Source organism: Alteromonas sp. AWM4_230, from assembly GCF_056158305.1.
In genome coordinates this window covers 2,079,699-2,099,970 of record NZ_JBSWTB010000001.1, presented here as the reverse complement: position 1 = coordinate 2,099,970, position 20,272 = coordinate 2,079,699, and the positions used below count along the sequence as shown (strand labels likewise).

The window sequence follows — 20,272 nt, the reverse complement described above, 5'->3', positions numbered from 1 at the left end:
GTTTACTGCTTAGGTATTTGTTCGGTTAGTTTCGGGCTTTCGCGGTATTTAATCACGTTACGCTTCACTTGGTCGAGTTTAACTTCGTAGACATTGCCGCCAAATAGCCCTTTGTATTCTTCGTCAGTGAACACCAACGTATTGTCATCGTAGAAAGTTACCGCCTCTTTTTGTGTTACCACACCAAGGTCGATACGAGAAACGTCACCGCTAAAAAAGTTGTCGCCTTCAAAATTTTCGAAAAGCCACAAGCTAGTTGAATCGAGTAGTACCAGCTTTGTTCTATCAGGGCTTATCGCCGCAGAGGTTATCCAGCATAGCTTCTCTAGGGTAGTGCAGGTTTTGAACTCACCTATTAGCTGTGCATCGAAGTTGGCAGCATGGTCGCCCACTTTGTATAGCTTTGTAATGCCATCAAAGGGCTTGGTTCTATTTTTGGTGAATAAATACAAATTACGCTTGTATTCTACGAAGGCTTCTAAATCGTAGTTTTTGTCTTGGGGCTTCACTTTGCCTTTACCCATTTCTGGATAGGTGAACTTTATAATCTCTGCTTCAGTAGTATCCCCTTCAATGTCAATGGGATTTTCTATTTTATAGATAGTGAGCCAGCGGCGTTTATTGTCATTGTTACCAAAATCTCCTAGAAAAAAATGACCAAAACTATTTTGGGTCATATCTTCCCAATCTACATTTTTAGCGTTTGAAACCGTAACCTCTCTAACAATACTGCCGTTCTTGCCCAGCAAATACAAAATAGGTCCGTCACCACTATCATTAATAGCCCACAGCCTTTTATATTTGTCGAACTCTATTCCAGAAATTTCTTTGAGTTTTGGGTCTACCGTTACCGTTTTCATTTTAAACAGTTCGTGAACACTCATAAAAAACAGCACGGCTGCGATAGGGAGCAAAAGAACCGTGGTGATAACTAAGCCTTTCCTTAGCACTACAAACCTCTATTTAGGGTGATTGGTTTTACGTTCTCCCTGCGCTTTTCATTGCAGGAAGCTGCCTACACGCAGAGGAAATAAAGAATCAATAATATAACGAATCAGGTCAGATAAAGGACCAACTCTAAGTGAAGCGACATTTTAGTGCGATAGGTACGCTTCTGTCGACGTAAAATACTGCTTGAAACCTCTCTAGTGTGAACGGATGCCTAAGAAATGAAGAATGATATAAAAGTGGAACAAAAACTCAGCAGTACTAACTCAAATAACTAGCGTCTTCATTGCCCTTCGGCTAGTGCGGTAATGCTAACAAGCGGTGAAGCATGCTCTGCTTGCAAATACTCCATCAAGCCGACTAAGCTCAAAGGCTTCGTGAAGTAATATCCTTGCATAGCTTTGGCACCAATCTTTTTGGCGAAGGTTACCTGTTCAGAGGTTTCTAAACCTTCTAACGTGCACGGCATGCCTAGTTTCACACACATTGACACCACATTCTCGATGATCAGCGCTCTGCGTTTTTCTTGTTTACTTTGTAGTGGAAAGTCAGGCAGTAGCGAGCGATCGATTTTGATTGCATCATACGTTTCGTCAGCTAATTCTGATATGCAAGAAAAGCCTGTTCCAAAGTCATCGATGGAAATAATGACCCCAAGACCTTTAATTTTGGTAAGCACTTCCCTCGCCTTTGAACTTTGAAGCGTGGATTCAGTTATTTCGATGACTATTCGTCCAGGGTCAATATTATGGAAAGCAAAGCGCTCCGCAAACAGTTCTACGACGCCATCATTCTGTAACTGTACCGCAGACATATTTAGATTGAATTTTATCTTTGAAAAACCCCATCCGCTTAGTGCTTTGAGTGCAAAACAGACTTCATCAAGCATCAGTAACCCAATATCATGAATATACTTTGTACGTTCAGCTATTGGAATAAACTTTTCTGGGCTGATTGGTCCATGGCTGGGAATGTGCCAACGAGCTAATGCCTCCACGGCCAAAACCTCACCGTTAGAGCCCACTATAGGCTGAAAATAAGCGGTAATTTGTTTACTTTGGATAGCGCTTTTAAGCCCTTGTTGGATAAACAGCCTATATTCAATGTTTTTCGACAGATTATCGTTGAAAGTGACAATGCTGTTTTTACCACCTTGCTTTGCTGAAAACATTGCGATATCGGCATTTTTTAGTAGCTCTGTTGGCGACATACTTTCTGTAGATGAAGCAAGGCCGATACTCGCTGTAATTTGAAAGTCACCTGATGTTGTTCTAAATGTTTTTTTCAATGAAGAGGATAACCGGGATGTCATTTTACTTAAAAGCTTATGGCAGGTAGTGCTTGTTACAACAACAAACTCGTCACCGCCAAACCTAATAACAGTATCATCGTCTCTTAGCGCTGCCTTAAATCGGCTCGCGCATGCTCTTAGTATTTCATCTCCCACCTCATGCCCATGGGTATCGTTGATGAGCTTGAATTCATCGATATCAATAAAAATGATTGAGCAAGGCTCGCATGATTCACTGTAAGTCTCGACAATACTGTTCAAAAAGTTTCGATTTCCAGCACCGGTGAGGGCGTCAGTGAATGCAAGGTACTTGAGTTGACTTTCCGATGACTTTAGTTCTGAAACATCTGTGAGAATGGCAACATAATTAGTTTCACCAACATCAATTTCGAATGACGTTACCGACATGGTTAAATGAAACCTTTGACCTTCGCTTACAATAGTGAGTTCTGTCCTTAAACCGTCTATCAAATAGTCTGGACGAGGATCGTGTTTTCGCGCTTTAGGAAAAACATTGTTAATGTGGGTAGATATTAGATGCTCGGCTTGGGTACCTAGCATCTCACATAAGGATTGGTTAGCTTTTATTATGAGACCTTCAGCATCACAGACTAAAACGCCTTCTTTAATTTCACTTACAATCTTATCTGCAACACTCAGGTTTGACTGAGCGCTCTGTAGGATTGATATATCTTGTATGGCGCCAATTTGAACGTAGTCTTCGCCCCACCCTACATCGGAAAGGACAATCTGAAACCATTTAGTCGCTTGCCCTTCAATTTTCAGCTGCAAGGTTGTGAGATAATTCGACTTTAAATGTATAGCCTCTTTTAACTCGACTTCCGTTTCTTCGGGAAACAACGAAAGGAATTTGGATATTGGCATTTTGCGTGGAAAATCAAAAAGGTTCTCGACGCTTTTAATAACGACTGACTGAGTAGAGGTATCGACTTCTAACACGCCTAACTTAGCAATCTTTGAGGCCATTGCGAAACGTCTATTAGAAGAAGCGAGCGCTTTCTCCGTTTTCTTTCTTTCCAGCGCAACTTGAATAGTCGTTGTAAGCGAAAGCACGCCGTACGGTTTTACTAGATATCCATACGGGGAAATCGCGAGCGCATTAGAAATTGTCGTGTCATCACAATAAGAGGTACTAAACACTACGGGTACTTTAAACCTCTCTGTAATGCTTTTGGCAATTCCAATACCAGAATCTGAACCACCCAAATCAATGTCCATCAAAATCAGATCAGGAACACGTTTATCTACTAACGCATACAGTTCGCTTTCCGTCTTTGCTATGCCTAACACCTGCATACCTGCTTCGGTAAGCGCATTCTTAACATTCATTGCTTCAACTAAATTGTCTTCAACAACAAGTATCAAGGGCGGAGTTATATCAGTCACAGCTTTACACCTTAAAGCCAAAAGCTTCGATGGAGCGCTTTAGCAATGTTGTGTCGACGGGTTTGGTTAATACATCCACATTAGATAACTCGTTTGGCAGCTCTATTGTCGCTCCATAACCCGTAATGAAGATAAAGGGTATTGATAACTTTTGTATTTCAATACCTAACTGAAAGGTATTTTCATTTCCCAAATGAACATCTAAAAACATCATCGAAGGTTTAAGTTTGGCCAACGCCGCTCTTGCTGAACTGATATCACCAAAAATATCAATTTTATCAATTCCCAATTGTTTAAGGTGCTTCTTGAGGTCTAGCGATATAAGTAAGTTATCTTCAACGATAAAGGCGCTTGTGAGGATTTTTTCGGTATTAGCTTTACTGATGGATTGAGGCTTTTCGCCATGGGTTGCATGTGGAGTACTTGTTTGGCTAGCACCCAATTCTATAAATTTACGAGGAATGAGAAACTCTGCATTGAGCCCGGTAATTTTAGTACTCAATGACGCTTTGCCTTTTAATTCATGGGGGATGACTGACTTTATAACCGTCATTCCAAACCCTTCATCACCTAAACCATGTAAGGGAGGCCCCCCTATTTCTTCCCATTTAATAGAGCAGCCTTTTTCGTCTAATTCCCAGGTTATCGCCACTCTGCCATCATTACTTGTCGCGCTTAGCGCTCCATACTTGGCAGCATTGGTAATCATTTCATGAAAGACTAACACGATAGGCGTTACTGCATAGGGTAAGATTCTTATATCAGGCCCGTCTATCTTAAAAGATGACTCATTGATCATGTAAGCTTTGAGCTCGTTATGAAGAAGCTCTTTGAATCTTACACTGTTGTATGAGGCATGCGTAAGCTGATCATGCCCCAGAGCAAGTGCAGATATTCTCGACGATAAAGAAACCACAAATTCATCAATATCTTTTTTGCTCTGTGATGTCTGTCCGATAATCGCACTGACTAAATTTAAGATATTGCGAACGCGATGGTTTAGTTCACCAATCAGTAACTCGAGTCTTTTTTTGGCTTCACGTTGCAGTAGTTCTTTTTCGTGCAAATGGCGAATGGTTAGTTCCATTACACCGAGCCTAATAGATTTAGCACGTTCAATATCCAGCGTTGTCCATGGAGTAGAAGTAGATTCATTATTTTCTACCCATTTATCAAAACTCGCTCGTGGAGTAAGCGTTTCCTTCCCCTCTTTCAGCTCGACGCGTTTTGCAGGGTTACCCGCCCAATAGACTTGTTGCACAACTGAGTTTCTAAAAAGAAAAATATAGTCCATTGGCTGATGAGAGATCTTTAATGCCAATACCCCGGCAACACTCTCATCCGCTAACTCGTTGTGAATGTCTGCTAAGTTGTCAAATTGATGGATTTCTTCTTCGGGAAGTTCAGCGAGTATTGCTGTAAGACGTTTGATTTTTCGTGCGCTAAATGCAGCACCTGACTTAGTATATTCATTGCTAAAAATACAGCCGATGCCGTCAATATCTATAAGCGTTTTAAGCAGGGATAACTGTTCTACGATAGCATTATTGAGTGACTTGCCTAGAGAAAGGTTGCTAAGTACACGTGTAAATGTAGCATTTGCTTTCTCGCTTACTCTTATCCGTTCATTTACCAGCCTTCTGGATAATTCTAGTGAAAACATCTCTGCGAAGAGTTCTAATTGCGAAACTAAGCGACTAGGGATAACTTTTTTAGTGTTGTGATGACATGCAATCAACCCCCACAACTCACCTTCCACAATAAGTGATATAGACATAGAGGCGCCGACTTTCATATTCTTTAGATATTGAATATGAACTTCGGAAACAGCCCTTAGGCGTGAAAGTGAGAGATCTATAGAAGCTCCATCGCTTTTTTTGTTACCAATAATAGGAAAAGTTTCACCGTTAACGTCAGAAATAGTTCTAATAAGGTTTTTCTTGTAAAGCTGTCTTGCTTGACGCGGAATGTCCGACGCGGGGTAACGCAACCCCAAGAAAGGGGTCATTTCGTTTGACACTGACTCTGCGATAACTTCGCCTGAACCGTCGGATAAAAATTGGTAAAGCATCACTCTGTCGTGTCCAGTCGCAGTTCTCACGCTTTCAACTAAACCTTGATAAAGGTCCTCAAGCTCAGGAAACATCGATATCTGAGCCATTAGCGCTGTGATAACCCCCTCATACTTACCCAAACTCTCTAATTCTTCGAATTCAAGGATGAGGTGTTCGGCACTTTGATGAATGCACAGGTCGAATGTGTCTTTACAATGCGGTATTGATACAGAATGAAGGTAGGCTGCTTTGCCAAGGATCATTGCCTGGCTTTGCGCACCACGTATCGCGTGCACAAGTTCACGATCGACTAATTCCCAAAATGTGCAACCGAGCAGTTGATTGCTCGGAACATCAGCAAATTGGTTCAGGTTTTCTGAAAAATGAGTAACAACCCCCGCCTTATCGACGATAATCATAAAACCATTGCTTTGTATCCGACCTAGAAGGTGTATCGGTTCTTTATCGCATTGATCGACTAATGATGAAAGTTCGCCTGCTTCATCGTGCATTATTATTATCCCAACCACTTCATATTAGATGACGCCTATGGAAACTTAGCAGTATCAAGCGTCACAGGAGCCTTTAAGAAAAACTAAACAAACATTCCAGATAAAATATAGCCTAGGTTCTAGCGAATCTAAACTCTTTATGCATGTTTATTAATATTAGTGTAAATATAAGCAGACGTGTGTTTTTTTAGCGTTAGACATGAAGTAGGCTTAACAATATAGCAATAACCTAATTTACGCTGGCAAGTGTGATTAAATTAGTCGTCGAATGTACCACTCATTTGAAACTTATGATTGAAACGGTAGACACAAAAAAGCTCTAGTGCAGAACCAGAGCTTTTTGGAGTTTTAGCCCCTATGTGACCCCGTTAGTTTTGTAAACTTAAACTGGTGTATAGAGGCGGGCGCTAAGGGCTTAGTTTTTTAAAACGGCATTTTGAAGCCAGGAGGTAATGGCATTCCGCCAGTTACATCACCCATCTTCTCTTTGCTAGTTTCTTGAACTCGACGTACCGCGTCGTTAAATGCTGCAGCAACCAAATCTTCAACCATATCTTTGTCGTCGTCCATCAATGACTCATCAATGTCTACACGACGCACGTTGTGGTTGCACGTCATGGTGACTTTAACCATGCCTGCACCCGCTTCACCTGTTACTTCAATTTTGGCTAGGTCGTCTTGTGCTTTTTGCATGCGCTCTTGCATTTGCTGCGCCTGCTTCATGATATTGCCCATTCCACCTTTAAACATAATTTTTGTCTCACTTCGTTTTGGTGTTAATAATTCTGCTATCGCGCTTTAACCGAATCGGTTAGCACTGACGCATCGAAAGTCGATAGCAATGCTTGAATTGTATCGTCGGTTTTAATCACCGAGTGTGCATGCGCATGGCGCATGGCATGAATCTCTTGTTGTAACGCAAAAGGTGTAGATGCTGGTTCACCTAACGTGATATTTACTTCAACGTTTTCACCCAACCCATGATGGATTGCATCAACCAATTGCTTTTTCGCACTATCATTTAATAAATGCGTCTGACTATGGTCAATTTCAAGGGACACTTGATTGCCCGCTCGAGAAAATGATGCGTGCAGCACCAATTGTTTGAGTAGACCAGCAACTGGCATTTGCTCAACTAGATTGCTCCATTCGTCAATTTGGCTAGCGTGAGTTAATTTGCTTCCGTCATTTAAGTACGCTTTTAACTGCCCTTCATAGGTACTGCTCAGCGGCGTATCAAAATTTAGAGCATCCCGCGCAAAAGACCGATCTCCCGCACTTTCCATCTGCTCTGGGGAACTGCCGTAATTCGAACTGCTATCAGAGGGCGCTTCAGCATAGTCAGCACCTTCAACGTGTTGGGGTGGTTGATTATCGTAATCAGTAGCCCAAGGTGGCATATCTTCTGTAGAGGGCGCTGTACTTGGTTGAGCGACAGCTTCATCATTTGAAAAAGGCATATCCTCTTCAAATTCATCTAGCGAGAAATCGCTCGTGTTGTTTGAGCTAGAATGATTACTTTCTGACTCGCTAGTTTGCATAGTGTCAGTAGAGTGCGAGTGAGAAATGCCTATAGACGAGCCTGAATTTGTACTATCCAGTTGAGGATTGTCATCACGTGCAATGCTATTGTCTTTATATCCTGAGCTGCTTTCTATAGGCTCCAGGCTGTTATCTTCAAGTTCAGGGCTACTATTTACAGGCTCAGGGTTATGACCTTTAAGCTCTGGGGTATGATCTTGCAACTCAAGGCTATCGTCATGCCCAACGGGACTTAAATTACCACTCTTGCTTTCGTTATCAGCGCTAGCCTGCCCTACACTATTATCGCCACCCTTATTAATTCCATTTGCAGTTTGTGCAGTACTTAAGGCCTCGGCTTTACTTCTGGTAAAGCGCGCTTGAATATCACTTGCACTTTCGGTCTTAGCATTTGCTGCGCTGGTACTTTTTGCTTCTGCGTCTTGTGCTTTTCTTTGCTTTAGCTTTTGACGAAGTGCCAACATATCTGCCGTAGAGGTAAGCTGTTCCTCTGCGGTTAATGAGGACGCTTCACTTTCGCGCGACAACGACTCGCTGTTTTTATGAGAGCCTTCAGCGTCATAAGAGCCCTCAGCGTCATGAAAACCTTCAGCGTTGTGAGAGCCCTCAGCGTTATGAAATTCTTCAAAACCTAAGGATACATCGACTTCTGACGGAGGCGGCATATCGTCCATGTAAGCATCTAGCGGAGGCTCATCAAAAAGCTGCTCGGCCTCGTTTTGGGGCGCACTGGTGTCCTTTGGCGATGGTTCACGCTGGGTAGAAACGTTTCCTGTTTGTACGGCGGTATTTTCTGCAGCTACATCTTCAATAGACGAAGTTGGTGCTAACTTTACAGATTCATCACCATGTGCAGCGTCACGGTCCAGCCCTGTTGTTTGAGTCGACGTTGCACCTGATTCCACATGAGATAGCGCCGACTGAGCATTACTTTCACTCAACTCGCTTTCATCAACGGCTGCAGACTGCTGTTCTTGCTGTGATTCAAATGCCGACGTCTTTTGAGGCTGTTCTTGCTGCTCTTCATCAATTATTGATGTAGCAAGTGAATCAGGGGTAGATGGCGCACTTTCTGACGATTGGGTAGAGGTAGATTCAACCGATAGATGTGAAGACGTCGCCTCCTGCACATTGGTTGCAGAAGTTTCGCTTAATGGCGCTTCCTCCTGCTTACCGACGTTTCCCGGGCCACCACTGGAAGAAGCATGATCTACAGGTAAACTATGCTCACTCCTCCCGTTTTCAATCTCACTTGTGGTGTCGTCGATGGGGATGTTTGGAGCAAACGACATCATACGCATCAATGTCATTTCAAACGCACTTTTTCCGTCTGCCGCAAACGGTAAGTCTTTTCTTCCTTGCAGCGCAATCTGGTAAAGCAACTGCACTTGCTCTGCTGGAATAGTTTTCGCTAATTGAAATATCGCTTTAGCCGACGTGGTTTCTAGCTTACATGCTTCAGGCACCCATTGCGTTAACGCTATTTGATGCAGCAGGCTGGCCAATTCGCTGTGGACGTTGTCATAGTCTGGTGCTTGCTCCGCAATGTCATTAACTAACTGCAATACATCAGCAGGACTTTTACTTACCACAGCATGAACCACTTTAAGCAACTGGTTCTTGTCCATCAGCCCCAGCATATCGGTTACCACCGATGCCAGCACTTGATTTCCACCCTGTGCAATCGCTTGGTCAGTTAAACTCAGCGCATCACGCATACTGCCTTGGGCGGCTCTTGCCAGAAGCGCTAGCGCTTGTGGCTCGAAAGGTAGCTGTTCATGCTCTAAAATATGCTGCAGCTGCCCAACAATCTGCTCCCGAGACATGGCTTTCAGATTAAACTGCAAGCAACGCGATAAGATGGTTATCGGAAGCTTTTGAGGATCGGTGGTCGCCAGTAAGAACTTAACGTGTGGAGGTGGCTCTTCCAGTGTTTTCAACAGCGCATTAAAACTGTGTTTTGAAAGCATGTGTACCTCATCGATAAGGTACACTTTGTAACGCCCGCGAGTTGGTTTGTATTGCACGTTATCAAGAAGTTCGCGAGTATCCTCAACTTTGGTTCTTGATGCAGCGTCAATCTCTAACAAATCAACGTAGTTGCCCTGCTCTATTTCTTTACAGGTGTTACATTGACCGCAAGGGTTGGCCCCTTGTCCTTCTTCGCAGTTAAGGCTTTTCGAAAAAATACGTGCAATGGTGGTTTTACCTACGCCTCGCGTACCTGTAAACAGATAAGCGTGGTGTAGACGATCGTTATCCAAAGCATTTGAAATGGCAGAGACAACATGTTCCTGACCCACAAGTTCACTGAACTTGCCCGGTCGCCACTTCCTTGCTAGTACCTGATAACTCATTATTACGTATTTCGCCTTTTGCTAGTTATGCTTTATAGCGATTATTCGCCTTCAAACTCACAAATAGAGTAGCTTTCTATATCAAGCGCACTCAATTTCTTTTCGCCACCTAGGTCCGGTAAGTTAATCACAAAACCTGCGTGATTTATTTCACCGCCCAATGAACGAATTAGTTTTGCAGAAGCGGCTATCGTTCCACCTGTTGCAAGTAAATCGTCAATAAGAAGGACTTTATCACCTGGCTCAATGGCATCTTTATGGATTTCCAATGTATCCATGCCGTATTCAAGCTCGTAGCTCTCGCTAACTACTTCACGAGGAAGTTTGTTGGGTTTTCTTACTGGAACGAAGCCTATGCCCATTTCGATGGCCAATGGCGCACCAAAAAGGAACCCGCGCGCTTCAGTACCTGCGATCTTGGTAAATCCCATACCCTGATACTTTTCTACAAGTAACGAGATACAGCTACTAAAAGCTTTGTGATCTTCTAAAACGCTAGTCACATCTCTAAATAAAATACCTGGCTTTGGATAGTCAGGTACGGTTTTCACTACTGATTTAATATATTCTGCAGTCACAATTATGCCTTGAATGTCTGCGTTATAACCAGAAGGTGAACCAGCCGGCGATGATATGCATCAACGGGAACGCGATTAGAGTTACTAGCGATGCTAGAAAGTACCACTTGTTATAGACTTCTTTGAAATCTGAATTGTCAGCCATTTGCACTACCTAAACAATTTTGTGAACAAAAAAATGGTGCTAAATGTTAATCGAAAGCAAGCCTGATTGACAGCGCTAATATGATCGATCGCTCACTTTCAGACCAGATCCTATCGAAAGTTTAATATAAAGCAGATAAATAGTAAGAGTTGCTTAGGATACTGGAAGCAGTATTCCCTTTTGTAACATATCGGTGAGGGTCTGGTTCATACCATTTACAAGCACGTTTGACGGAACTTGAGGAAGTTGCTGGCACAACGACTCTGATAATTGTTCTATTTCCATTCCCAGTTCATGTTGTTCCAGTGTGTTGACTAGAATAGCCGTTACCGGATTAACATGAGTAAATTGAACGTCAAACTCTCGGTCTCTATAAACTATATAAAACTGCTGTTCTTGGGCGGGTTGCTCTGGGATATAATCCTCACCAATTAGATGGACTTCGAACTGATATGCTGCCAACGAGGCATACGGTGACACCCTAATAGCGGTAACACTGTTTCCTTGTTGATAGAATTCAACATTCTCTTCATTTTTTCTAATACTGACGTCAAGCTCGAGCCACTCATAGTGAGCAAGCTCCGCAGCAAAGTCGGGCAGAGTAATATCGAAGGTTGGCTGCGTTGAAAGGTACTCAACGAACTCTTTACTTATTTCAGCAAAATAAGGAGAGCGGCATTCGTGCTCAATAAAAAATTGACGGACAATACTCTCCCATCCTTTTTCACCGTACTGTTTTACCACAATAGATTTTAAAACGGGAAAACCCGTACTCACAAAATTGTCGATGTTATTAAAAAAAAGGGTTTGATATATTTTCATCCGACGAGTGTGATCAGCGTCGGTATCACAAAATGTCTGTGGGTCTTTGATCGCATCAACGAACGTTTTTTGAGTGGTTTGAAATGACTGAGTCACGCGACACTTCCTTTAACGTTTGATGCTTGAACAGCTTCGCATTTTGCTTGAATTTGCTTAATTTTCTTCACTTCAGAAAGTAATTCGCTTAACGGGGGAATATTAAAATCACGCTCTAGCAAAGTCGGAAATACGCCGTGAGTGAGGTAAGCGTGCTCCAACAATTCCCAAACGGGCTCAATGACATCAGCGCCGTGAGTATCAACTTTCAAATCCTCCGCTTCATCATAATGACCAGCAATATGCCCATACACAATTTTGTCTGAGGGCAAGCCGTTGATAAACGCTTTCGCATCGTATTTATGGTTGATACTGTTCACGTAAACATTGTTTACGTCCAGAAGCATTTGGCAACCCGACTCTTTTAATATGCGCGTGGTAAATTCAAGCTCATTCATCTCTTGGCCGGGAGCTATGTAATAAGAAACATTTTCTAGGACTAGCGGTCGGTCAATAGTATCTTGAACTTGAACAATTCGAGATACTACATGCTTAATTGCGTCTTCAGTAAAAGGAATTGGCATCAGATCATACATATGACCGTTGCCAGAACAAAAGCTTAAGTGCTCGCTGTACAATGCAATGTTGTTTGCATCCAAGAATCGCTTAATGGTTTTTACAAACTCGACATCTAGTTTGTCGCTACTCCCGATAGACAAAGATAAACCATGCGTTGTAAAGTGAGCTTGTGAAGACGCTCGCTGAAATTGTTCTTGGTACTTTCCACCAAGTGGGATCCAATTTTCAGGGGCTACTTCCCAAAAATCGACCTCAGATGGCAATGTAGGTAAAAGGTCATTTAGCATTTCACGACGAAACCCAAGACCTGCGCCACAAATGTTTTTCATATCTTCCCCTTTTACCGCATGGAATTGCACAACAGCAAAATATATTTTTAGACAAAAATGGCCATCATTCGACAGCCATTTGTTGCTAAGCTTAACTCGTATAGCCTTACATCATTCTATCTCACGCTACACAATGTTAATTGAATAACAATTACATGCTACCGCATTTGCCTTCGCCGCACTTACCTTCTTTAGCTGCTTTCTTGTCGCCGCCACATTTACCTTCGCCGCACTTGCCTTCTTTTTCAGCTTTCTTGTCGCCGCCACATTTGCCTTCGCCGCACTTGCCTTCTTTTTCTGCTTTGTCGCCGCCACATTTACCTTCGCCGCACTTGCCTTCTTTCTCTGCTTTGTCTCCGCCACATTTACCTTCGCCGCACTTGCCTTCACCACATTTGCCCTCTGCAGCAAATTGGCTGTAGCCAGACTCTAGTGCTTGCATACCAAATGGGTTTACGTCTGCTACTGCAACTGTTGACGCCAAAGAGCCAATTACAACTGCACCCAAAGCTGTCGCTACTGATGATTTTTTGATTTGTTTCATTGATCTACCCTCAATAATATTAGTCGTGTTTGACGTACAGTAAGCACGTGTACTTTAAAAGACCCTGTTTGCTTAAAGGATATTTCATTATAATTAATTTTTTTACAGTTATTTTATATCCAATTGATATTATTGATTTTTATAAAATTCGAAATGCACATTAAAGCTTGAATAAGTAACAAGCAAAGGGGTCAGAGTACTTTTTCTGAATTTTCGGTACTGGGGATAACGGTATAACTGCGTACTCACCTTGATAGTAATAAAGTACTTCGACCCCATTTTTGAGGTTCGGCTGAAGGAGGAATGGGGTCAGAGTCGTGACTCTGACCCCATTATTTTTCTTTGGTGCAGAAAGCAAAAAACCCGCCGTTAGGCGGGTTCTTCTTAATGGGACCTGGCAGTGTCCTACTCTCACATGGGGAAGCCCCACACTACCATCGGCGCTAATACGTTTCACTTCTGAGTTCGGAATGGATTCAGGTGGTACCGTATCGCTATGGCTGCCAGGAAAAACTGGTAACAATCTAGAAAACTGGATATCAATTCAATCAGTGAGTAACTACTTTTCACTCTACTTACTTTAGCTTGTCTACAACACTTCAAAAGCCTAAAGCTTTTTGGGCGTTGTATGGTTAAGCCTCTCGGGCAATTAGTACAGGTTAGCTTAACGCCTTACAACGCTTCCACACCCTGCCTATCAACGTCATCGTCTATAACAACCCTTCCAGACCTTAAAGGTCAGGGATGACTCATCTTTGGGCCGGCTTCCCGCTTAGATGCTTTCAGCGGTTATCCGTTCCGAACATAGCTACCGGGCAATGCGATTGGCATCACAACCCGAACACCAGCGGTTCGTCCACTCCGGTCCTCTCGTACTAGGAGCAGCTCCCATCAATCATCCAACGCCCACACCAGATAGGGACCGAACTGTCTCACGACGTTCTAAACCCAGCTCGCGTACCACTTTAAATGGCGAACAGCCATACCCTTGGGACCGACTTCAGCCCCAGGATGTGATGAGCCGACATCGAGGTGCCAAACACCGCCGTCGATATGAACTCTTGGGCGGTATCAGCCTGTTATCCCCGGAGTACCTTTTATCCGTTGAGCGATGGCCCTTCCATACAGAACCACCGGATCACTATGACCTACTTTCGTACCTGCTCGACGTGTCTGTCTCGCAGTTAAGCTAGCTTATGCCATTGCACTAACCTCACGATGTCCGACCGTGATTAGCTAACCTTCGTGCTCCTCCGTTACTATTTGGGAGGAGACCGCCCCAGTCAAACTACCCACCAGACACTGTCCACAACCCCGATTAGGGGCCAATGTTAGAACATCAAACATACAAGGGTGGTATTTCAAGGACGGCTCCACACAATCTAGCGACTGTGCTTCAAAGCCTCCCACCTATCCTACACATGTAGGTTCAATGTTCAGTGCCAAGCTGTAGTAAAGGTTCACGGGGTCTTTCCGTCTAGGTGCGGGTACACAGCATCTTCACTGCGATTTCAATTTCACTGAGTCTCGGGTGGAGACAGCGTGGCCATGGTTACACCATTCGTGCAGGTCGGAACTTACCCGACAAGGAATTTCGCTACCTTAGGACCGTTATAGTTACGGCCGCCGTTTACCGGGGCTTCGATCAAGAGCTTCGTCCGAAAACTAACCCCATCAATTAACCTTCCGGCACCGGGCAGGTGTCACACCCTATACGTCCTCTTACGAGTTTGCAGAGTGCTGTGTTTTTAATAAACAGTCCCAGCCACCTGGTCACTGCGGCCTCCATTTGCTTACCACGTAAAGTGTTCACAAACAGAGGCGTACCTTCTCCCGAAGTTACGGTACAATTTTGCCGAGTTCCTTCACCCGAGTTCTCTCAAGCGCCTTAGTATTCTCTACCTGACCACCTGTGTCGGTTTGGGGTACGGTTCATATAATCATAAGTTTAGAAGCTTTTCCTGGAAGCAGGGCATCAACAACTTCACTCCCTTGGGAGCTCGTCTCGTGTCTCGGCCTTAGAATTCCGGATTTACCTAAAATTCCAGCCTACGCACTTTCACTTGGACAACCAACGCCAAGCTTGCCTAGCCTTCTCCGTCCCTCCATCACTGATTATATAAGTACGGAAATATTAATCCGTTTCCCATCGACTACGCATTTCTGCCTCGCCTTAGGGGCCGACTTACCCTGCCCTGATTAGCATGGGACAGGAAACCTTGGTCTTCCGGCGTGGGAGTTTTTCACTCCCATTATCGTTACTCATGTCAGCATTCGCACTTGTGATATGTCCAGCAAGCTTTACAACTCACCTTCATCCACTTACACAACGCTCCCCTACCCAGCATGTTAACATGCTGCCGCAGCTTCGGTATATTGCTTAGCCCCGTTACATCTTCCGCGCAGGCCGACTCGACTAGTGAGCTATTACGCTTTCTTTAAAGGGTGGCTGCTTCTAAGCCAACCTCCTAGCTGTCTATGCCTTCCCACATCGTTTCCCACTTAGCAATATTTTGGGACCTTAGCTGGCGGTCTGGGTTGTTTCCCTCTCCACGACGGACGTTAGCACCCGCCGTGTGTCTCCCGGATAGTTCTCATTGGTATTCGGAGTTTGCAAAGGGTTGGTAAGTCGGGATGACCCCCTAGCCTTAACAGTGCTCTACCCCCAATGGAATTCGTCCGAGGCTCTACCTAAATAGATTTCGGGGAGAACCAGCTATCTCCCGGTTTGATTGGCCTTTCACCCCCAGCCACAAGTCATCCCCTAACTTTTCAACGTTAGTGGGTTCGGTCCTCCAGTTGATGTTACTCAACCTTCAACCTGCTCATGGCTAGATCACCGGGTTTCGGGTCTATACCTAGCAACTAAACGCGCAGTTAACACTCGCTTTCGCTACGGCTCCGCTATTCGCTTAACCTTGCTACTAAATATAAGTCGCTGACCCATTATACAAAAGGTACGCAGTCACCCCGAAGGGCTCCCACTGCTTGTACGTATACGGTTTCAGGTTCTATTTCACTCCCCTCACAGGGGTTCTTTTCGCCTTTCCCTCACGGTACTGGTTCACTATCGGTCAGTTAGGAGTATTTAGCCTTGGAGGATGGTCCCCCCATATTCAGTCAAGATAACACGTGTCCCGACCTACTCGATTTCACTGTAAAGATTGCGTCGTGTACAGGGCTATCACCTTGTATCGCTCCTCTTCCCAAAGGATTCCACTACATTCAATACAGTTTAAGGGCTGTTCCCCGTTCGCTCGCCGCTACTAGGGGAATCTCAATTGATTTCTTTTCCTAAGGGTACTTAGATGTTTCAGTTCCCCTCGTTCGCCTCGTTACACTATGTATTCATGTAACGATACCTGTAAACAGGTGGGTTTCCCCATTCGGACATCTGTGGCTCAAATGCATTTTGTCGGCTCACCACAGCTTTTCGCAGACTTACACGTCCTTCATCGCCTCTAACTGCCAAGGCATCCACCGTATACGCTTCGTCACTTAACCATACAACCCCAAACAGCCTTTTGACTTCTGTCTAAGTTATGTCGCATGAATGACAAGCTAATCGGAAGAATTGCCTTGCTATCAATAAATTGATAACAAGCAATTCAGTCAAGTAGAGTAAAAAGTTCATCTTTCGATTTCTCAGTTACTCAATTTTGATTGATTACTATTAATATCAGCTTTCCAAATTGTTAAAGAACATTCGATGTTTCCTGCAAAAGCAGTACTTTCATCTTTAGAGTAAAAAACCCTAATCAATGCTTACTGAAACAGTAAATATTCATTAGGATTTCGGGTCCAACGTGACACAAAAATTAGTTTCCACCTTAGCCTTTGACTACTGCCAACTTTAGCGAGTAGAAAAACCGTCAGGAAGGTCCCCTTCCGGTTAAGCGGCTTTTTCACGACCACTTGCGAAGCAAGTGCAGGTGAATGGTAGGCTTGGGCAGACTTGAACTGCCGACCTCACCCTTATCAGGGGTGCGCTCTAACCAGCTGAGCTACAAGCCTTCAGTATACTGCACTTAAACGTTGTTCAAGCTCAGATTCAAGTAGATGGTGGAGCTAAGCAGGATCGAACTGCTGACCTCCTGAATGCAAATCAGGCGCTCTCCCAGCTGAGCTATAGCCCCATAAACTTGTGTCGTTCTTCATTTTAAACAAGACTATCTGTGTAGGCACTGCATCAAGTGCGTCTATCGACGTAATGGTAAGGAGGTGATCCAACCCCAGGTTCCCCTAGGGTTACCTTGTTACGACTTCACCCCAGTCATGAAACACAAAGTGGTAATCGTCCTCCCGAAGGTTAGACTAACTACTTCTTTTGCATCCCACTCCCATGGTGTGACGGGCGGTGTGTACAAGGCCCGGGAACGTATTCACCGCAGTATTCTGACCTGCGATTACTAGCGATTCCGACTTCATGGAGTCGAGTTGCAGACTCCAATCCGGACTACGACATTCTTTAAGGGGTCCGCTCCACATCACTGTCTCGCTTCCCTCTGTAAATGCCATTGTAGCACGTGTGTAGCCCTACACGTAAGGGCCATGATGACTTGACGTCGTCCCCACCTTCCTCCGGTTTGTCACCGGCAGTCTCCTTAGAGTGCCCAACTTAATGCTGGCAACTAAGGACAAGGGTTGCGCTCGTTGCGGGACTTAACCCAACATCTCACGACACGAGCTGACGACAGCCATGCAGCACCTGTGTCTGAGTTCCCGAAGGCACGAAACTATCTCTAGTAACTTCTCAGCATGTCAAGTGTAGGTAAGGTTCTTCGCGTTGCATCGAATTAAACCACATGCTCCACCGCTTGTGCGGGCCCCCGTCAATTCATTTGAGTTTTAACCTTGCGGCCGTACTCCCCAGGCGGTCTACTTAGCGCGTTAGCTTCGCTACTCACGACTTAAAGTCACAAACAGCTAGTAGACAGCGTTTACGGTGTGGACTACCAGGGTATCTAATCCTGTTCGCTACCCACACTTTCGCACATGAGCGTCAGTCTTTGGCCAGGGAGTCGCCTTCGCCACTGATGTTCCTCCAGATATCTACGCATTTCACCGCTACACCTGGAATTCCACTCCCCTCTCCAAGACTCTAGTCTGCCAGTTCTAAATGACCATCCCAGGTTGAGCCCGGGGCTTTCACATCTAGCTTAACAAACCGCCTGCGTGCGCTTTACGCCCAGTAATTCCGATTAACGCTCGCACCCTCCGTATTACCGCGGCTGCTGGCACGGAGTTAGCCGGTGCTTCTTCTGTTGTTAACGTCACGGCTAGCAGGTATTAACTACTAACTTTTCCTCACAACTGAAAGTGCTTTACAACCCGAAGGCCTTCTTCACACACGCGGCATGGCTGCATCAGGGTTTCCCCCATTGTGCAATATTCCCCACTGCTGCCTCCCGTAGGAGTCTGGGCCGTGTCTCAGTCCCAGTGTGGCTGATCTTCCTCTCAGAACAGCTAGAGATCGTCGCCTTGGTAAGCCTTTACCTTACCAACTAGCTAATCTCACTTGGGCCTCTCTTTGCGCCGGAGCCGAAGCCCCGTTTGGTCCGTAGACATTATGCGGTATTAGCAGTCGTTTCCAACTGTTATCCCCCTCGCAAAGGCAAGTTCCCAAGCATTACTCACCCGTCCGCCACTCGTCAGCGAAGTGCAAGCACTTCCTGTTACCGTTCGACTTGCATGTGTTAGGCCTGCCGCCAGCGTTCAATCTGAGCCATGATCAAACTCTTCAATTAAATATATCGAAATATGAATCGTCGTTGTGACACTCTTAACGAGTGCCCACACAGATTGTCTTGTCTAAATTGTTAAAGAACGTAGCAGCTTCGCTGCTATTCACTAGAAGCCGCTGCTTCTTGGTGACTCACCCTGTTCGAGTGAGGTGCGCATTATACGCTGGAAGCTTTCGTTGTCAACACTTTTTGAAAATTTATTTTCTGAAGCGTTTCTTCTAAACTCCCGTCTTTACTGGCCTATAAAGATAGTAGAGACTTACTTCAGGAGGCTTGCTGTTTTGCTTTTCCCCCGAAGCGGATGCGCATTTTAGGGAAATGAGCGCTCACGTCAACACTTATTTTAAATAAATACAAAAAAAGCGACCATTCGGTCGCTTTTCACTCTATTCGTTCATTTTGCAGGCAGATTTATCGGAAAACGCTCTGTTTAATAACACTAAAAGAAATTTTCCCTCTTTTCATAGCGTAAAGAATTGCCTACTTACTATTTAGTAACGTCTTCACTTTCGCTTTGATTCTTTTTATCAGCATTGAAGTCCGCGTCTTCTTCGTGATCGCCTACCACGTCATCCAAAGTCACTTTCTCTACCGTGCGGAAAGTATTGATAGGCCCTGCCAGTGCATACAAAGCAAATACTAAAAACAGTACAAGCGCTGGCTCTGTTGCAACAACAACGAATATTAAAAGCACTAATAGAAGGCCAACAAATGGAACCTTGCCATGCCAGTTAACTTCTTTGAAAGAATTATACTTAAAGTTACTCACCATAAGTAAGCCAGCTAAACCAGTTACTGCGGCCACAATCAACCCGTAGTCAGTCCCTACTGCATTATACTCGACACCCACCCATACAAGACCGGATACAACTGCCGCTGCTGCTGGACTAGCAAGACCTTGGAAGAAGCGCTTATCAGCGATTCCAACCTGAGTATTGAAGCGAGCTAGACGCAATGCTGCACCAGCTACATAGACAAATGCCGCTAACCAGCCCAACTTACCTAATTCGGTTAAGCCCCAATTATAAGCAACAAGTGCAGGTGCCATACCAAAAGAGACCATATCGGCCATAGAGTCATACTCTGCGCCGAAATCACTTTGCGTATTTGTCATTCTAGCTACTCGTCCATCCAGCCCATCAAATATCATTGCCACAAAAATTGCGACAGCGGCTGCTTCAAAACGACCGTTCATTGACGACACAACAGCAAAGAAACCAGAAAACAAACCTGCTGTTGTTAATAAATTGGGAAGTAAGTATATCCCTTTACGTTTTTGTTCAGACATATGTCCTCGTACTTCTACATGTAATTGAGTTAATTATTTCATAGATATGCAAGAAGGCATAGCAAAGTAAAGATACAGCCAGCTTCCATACATAAA

The 20,272-nt window shown here is 44.4% G+C and carries 11 protein-coding genes, 2 tRNA genes and 3 rRNA genes; all 16 read right to left on the bottom strand.

Annotation, left to right across the window (positions count from 1 at the left end; all coding sequences use genetic code 11):
* Positions 1–2 precede the first annotated feature (2 nt).
* Positions 3–950 carry a hypothetical protein gene (locus ACXACS_RS08915; RefSeq protein WP_474805872.1) on the bottom strand — a complete coding sequence of 316 codons (948 nt, stop codon included), beginning with the start codon at positions 948–950 and terminating at the stop codon, positions 3–5.
* Between the two features lie 281 nt (positions 951–1,231).
* Positions 1,232–3,646: a GGDEF/EAL domain-containing response regulator gene (locus ACXACS_RS08910; protein ID WP_474805870.1), complete on the bottom strand. Its 2,415-nt coding sequence runs from the start codon at positions 3,644–3,646 to the stop codon at positions 1,232–1,234.
* A 4-nt stretch (positions 3,647–3,650) separates the two neighbouring features.
* Positions 3,651–6,212 (bottom strand): HWE histidine kinase domain-containing protein, encoded by a 2,562-nt coding sequence (locus ACXACS_RS08905; protein ID WP_474805869.1) that lies wholly within the window; start codon positions 6,210–6,212, stop codon positions 3,651–3,653.
* Between the two features lie 423 nt (positions 6,213–6,635).
* Entirely contained in the window at positions 6,636–6,962 is a 327-nt protein-coding gene (locus ACXACS_RS08900; RefSeq protein ID WP_014950049.1) for a YbaB/EbfC family nucleoid-associated protein, read from the bottom strand.
* 38 nt (positions 6,963–7,000) lie between these two features.
* Positions 7,001–10,111 (bottom strand): DNA polymerase III subunit gamma/tau, encoded by a 3,111-nt coding sequence (dnaX, locus tag ACXACS_RS08895; protein WP_474805867.1) that lies wholly within the window; start codon positions 10,109–10,111, stop codon positions 7,001–7,003.
* Positions 10,112–10,152: 41 nt separating this feature from the next.
* Positions 10,153–10,689 carry an adenine phosphoribosyltransferase gene (apt, locus tag ACXACS_RS08890; protein WP_202942946.1) on the bottom strand — a complete coding sequence of 179 codons (537 nt, stop codon included), beginning with the start codon at positions 10,687–10,689 and terminating at the stop codon, positions 10,153–10,155.
* Positions 10,690–10,711: 22 nt separating this feature from the next.
* Positions 10,712–10,834: a hypothetical protein gene (locus tag ACXACS_RS08885; RefSeq protein WP_256253717.1), complete on the bottom strand. Its 123-nt coding sequence runs from the start codon at positions 10,832–10,834 to the stop codon at positions 10,712–10,714.
* Between the two features lie 153 nt (positions 10,835–10,987).
* Complete coding sequence (locus tag ACXACS_RS08880) at positions 10,988–11,752, bottom strand: HvfC family RiPP maturation protein (protein ID WP_474805866.1); 765 nt, start codon at positions 11,750–11,752, stop codon at positions 10,988–10,990.
* Complete coding sequence (locus ACXACS_RS08875; protein WP_474805864.1) at positions 11,749–12,600, bottom strand: HvfB family MNIO-type RiPP peptide maturase; 852 nt, start codon at positions 12,598–12,600, stop codon at positions 11,749–11,751. Before ACXACS_RS08875 ends, ACXACS_RS08880 begins: the two co-directional genes overlap by 4 nt.
* Positions 12,601–12,751: 151 nt before the next feature.
* Positions 12,752–13,144 (bottom strand): HvfA family oxazolone/thioamide-modified RiPP metallophore, encoded by a 393-nt coding sequence (locus tag ACXACS_RS08870; RefSeq protein WP_474805862.1) that lies wholly within the window; start codon positions 13,142–13,144, stop codon positions 12,752–12,754.
* Positions 13,145–13,536: 392 nt separating this feature from the next.
* Positions 13,537–13,652: ribosomal RNA gene (gene rrf / locus ACXACS_RS08865) — 5S ribosomal RNA — on the bottom strand.
* Between the two features lie 120 nt (positions 13,653–13,772).
* Positions 13,773–16,648 (bottom strand): 23S ribosomal RNA (locus tag ACXACS_RS08860).
* A 433-nt stretch (positions 16,649–17,081) separates the two neighbouring features.
* A tRNA-Ile gene (locus ACXACS_RS08855) sits at positions 17,082–17,158 on the bottom strand.
* Between the two features lie 46 nt (positions 17,159–17,204).
* Positions 17,205–17,280 (bottom strand) — tRNA-Ala (locus tag ACXACS_RS08850).
* Between the two features lie 78 nt (positions 17,281–17,358).
* Positions 17,359–18,891, bottom strand: a 16S ribosomal RNA gene (locus ACXACS_RS08845).
* Together the 16S, 23S and 5S rRNA genes with 2 tRNA genes alongside form the textbook arrangement of a ribosomal RNA operon.
* Before the next feature lie 484 nt (positions 18,892–19,375).
* Positions 19,376–20,176: a CDP-diacylglycerol--serine O-phosphatidyltransferase gene (gene pssA / locus ACXACS_RS08840; protein WP_474805861.1), complete on the bottom strand. Its 801-nt coding sequence runs from the start codon at positions 20,174–20,176 to the stop codon at positions 19,376–19,378.
* Positions 20,177–20,272: the final 96 nt, after the last annotated feature.

Bases quoted from the DNA above. Each gene is read 5' to 3' on its own strand.
- ACXACS_RS08905 (WP_474805869.1), bottom strand. From the start codon at position 6,212: ATGCACGATGAAGCAGGCGAACTTTCATCATTAGTCGATCAATGCGAT.
- ACXACS_RS08900 (WP_014950049.1), bottom strand. From the start codon at position 6,962: ATGTTTAAAGGTGGAATGGGCAATATCATGAAGCAGGCGCAGCAAATG.
- dnaX (WP_474805867.1), bottom strand. From the start codon at position 10,111: ATGAGTTATCAGGTACTAGCAAGGAAGTGGCGACCGGGCAAGTTCAGT.
- ACXACS_RS08885 (WP_256253717.1), bottom strand. From the start codon at position 10,834: ATGGCTGACAATTCAGATTTCAAAGAAGTCTATAACAAGTGGTACTTT.
- ACXACS_RS08875 (WP_474805864.1), bottom strand. From the start codon at position 12,600: ATGAAAAACATTTGTGGCGCAGGTCTTGGGTTTCGTCGTGAAATGCTA.
- ACXACS_RS08870 (WP_474805862.1), bottom strand. From the start codon at position 13,144: ATGAAACAAATCAAAAAATCATCAGTAGCGACAGCTTTGGGTGCAGTT.
- pssA (WP_474805861.1), bottom strand. From the start codon at position 20,176: ATGTCTGAACAAAAACGTAAAGGGATATACTTACTTCCCAATTTATTA.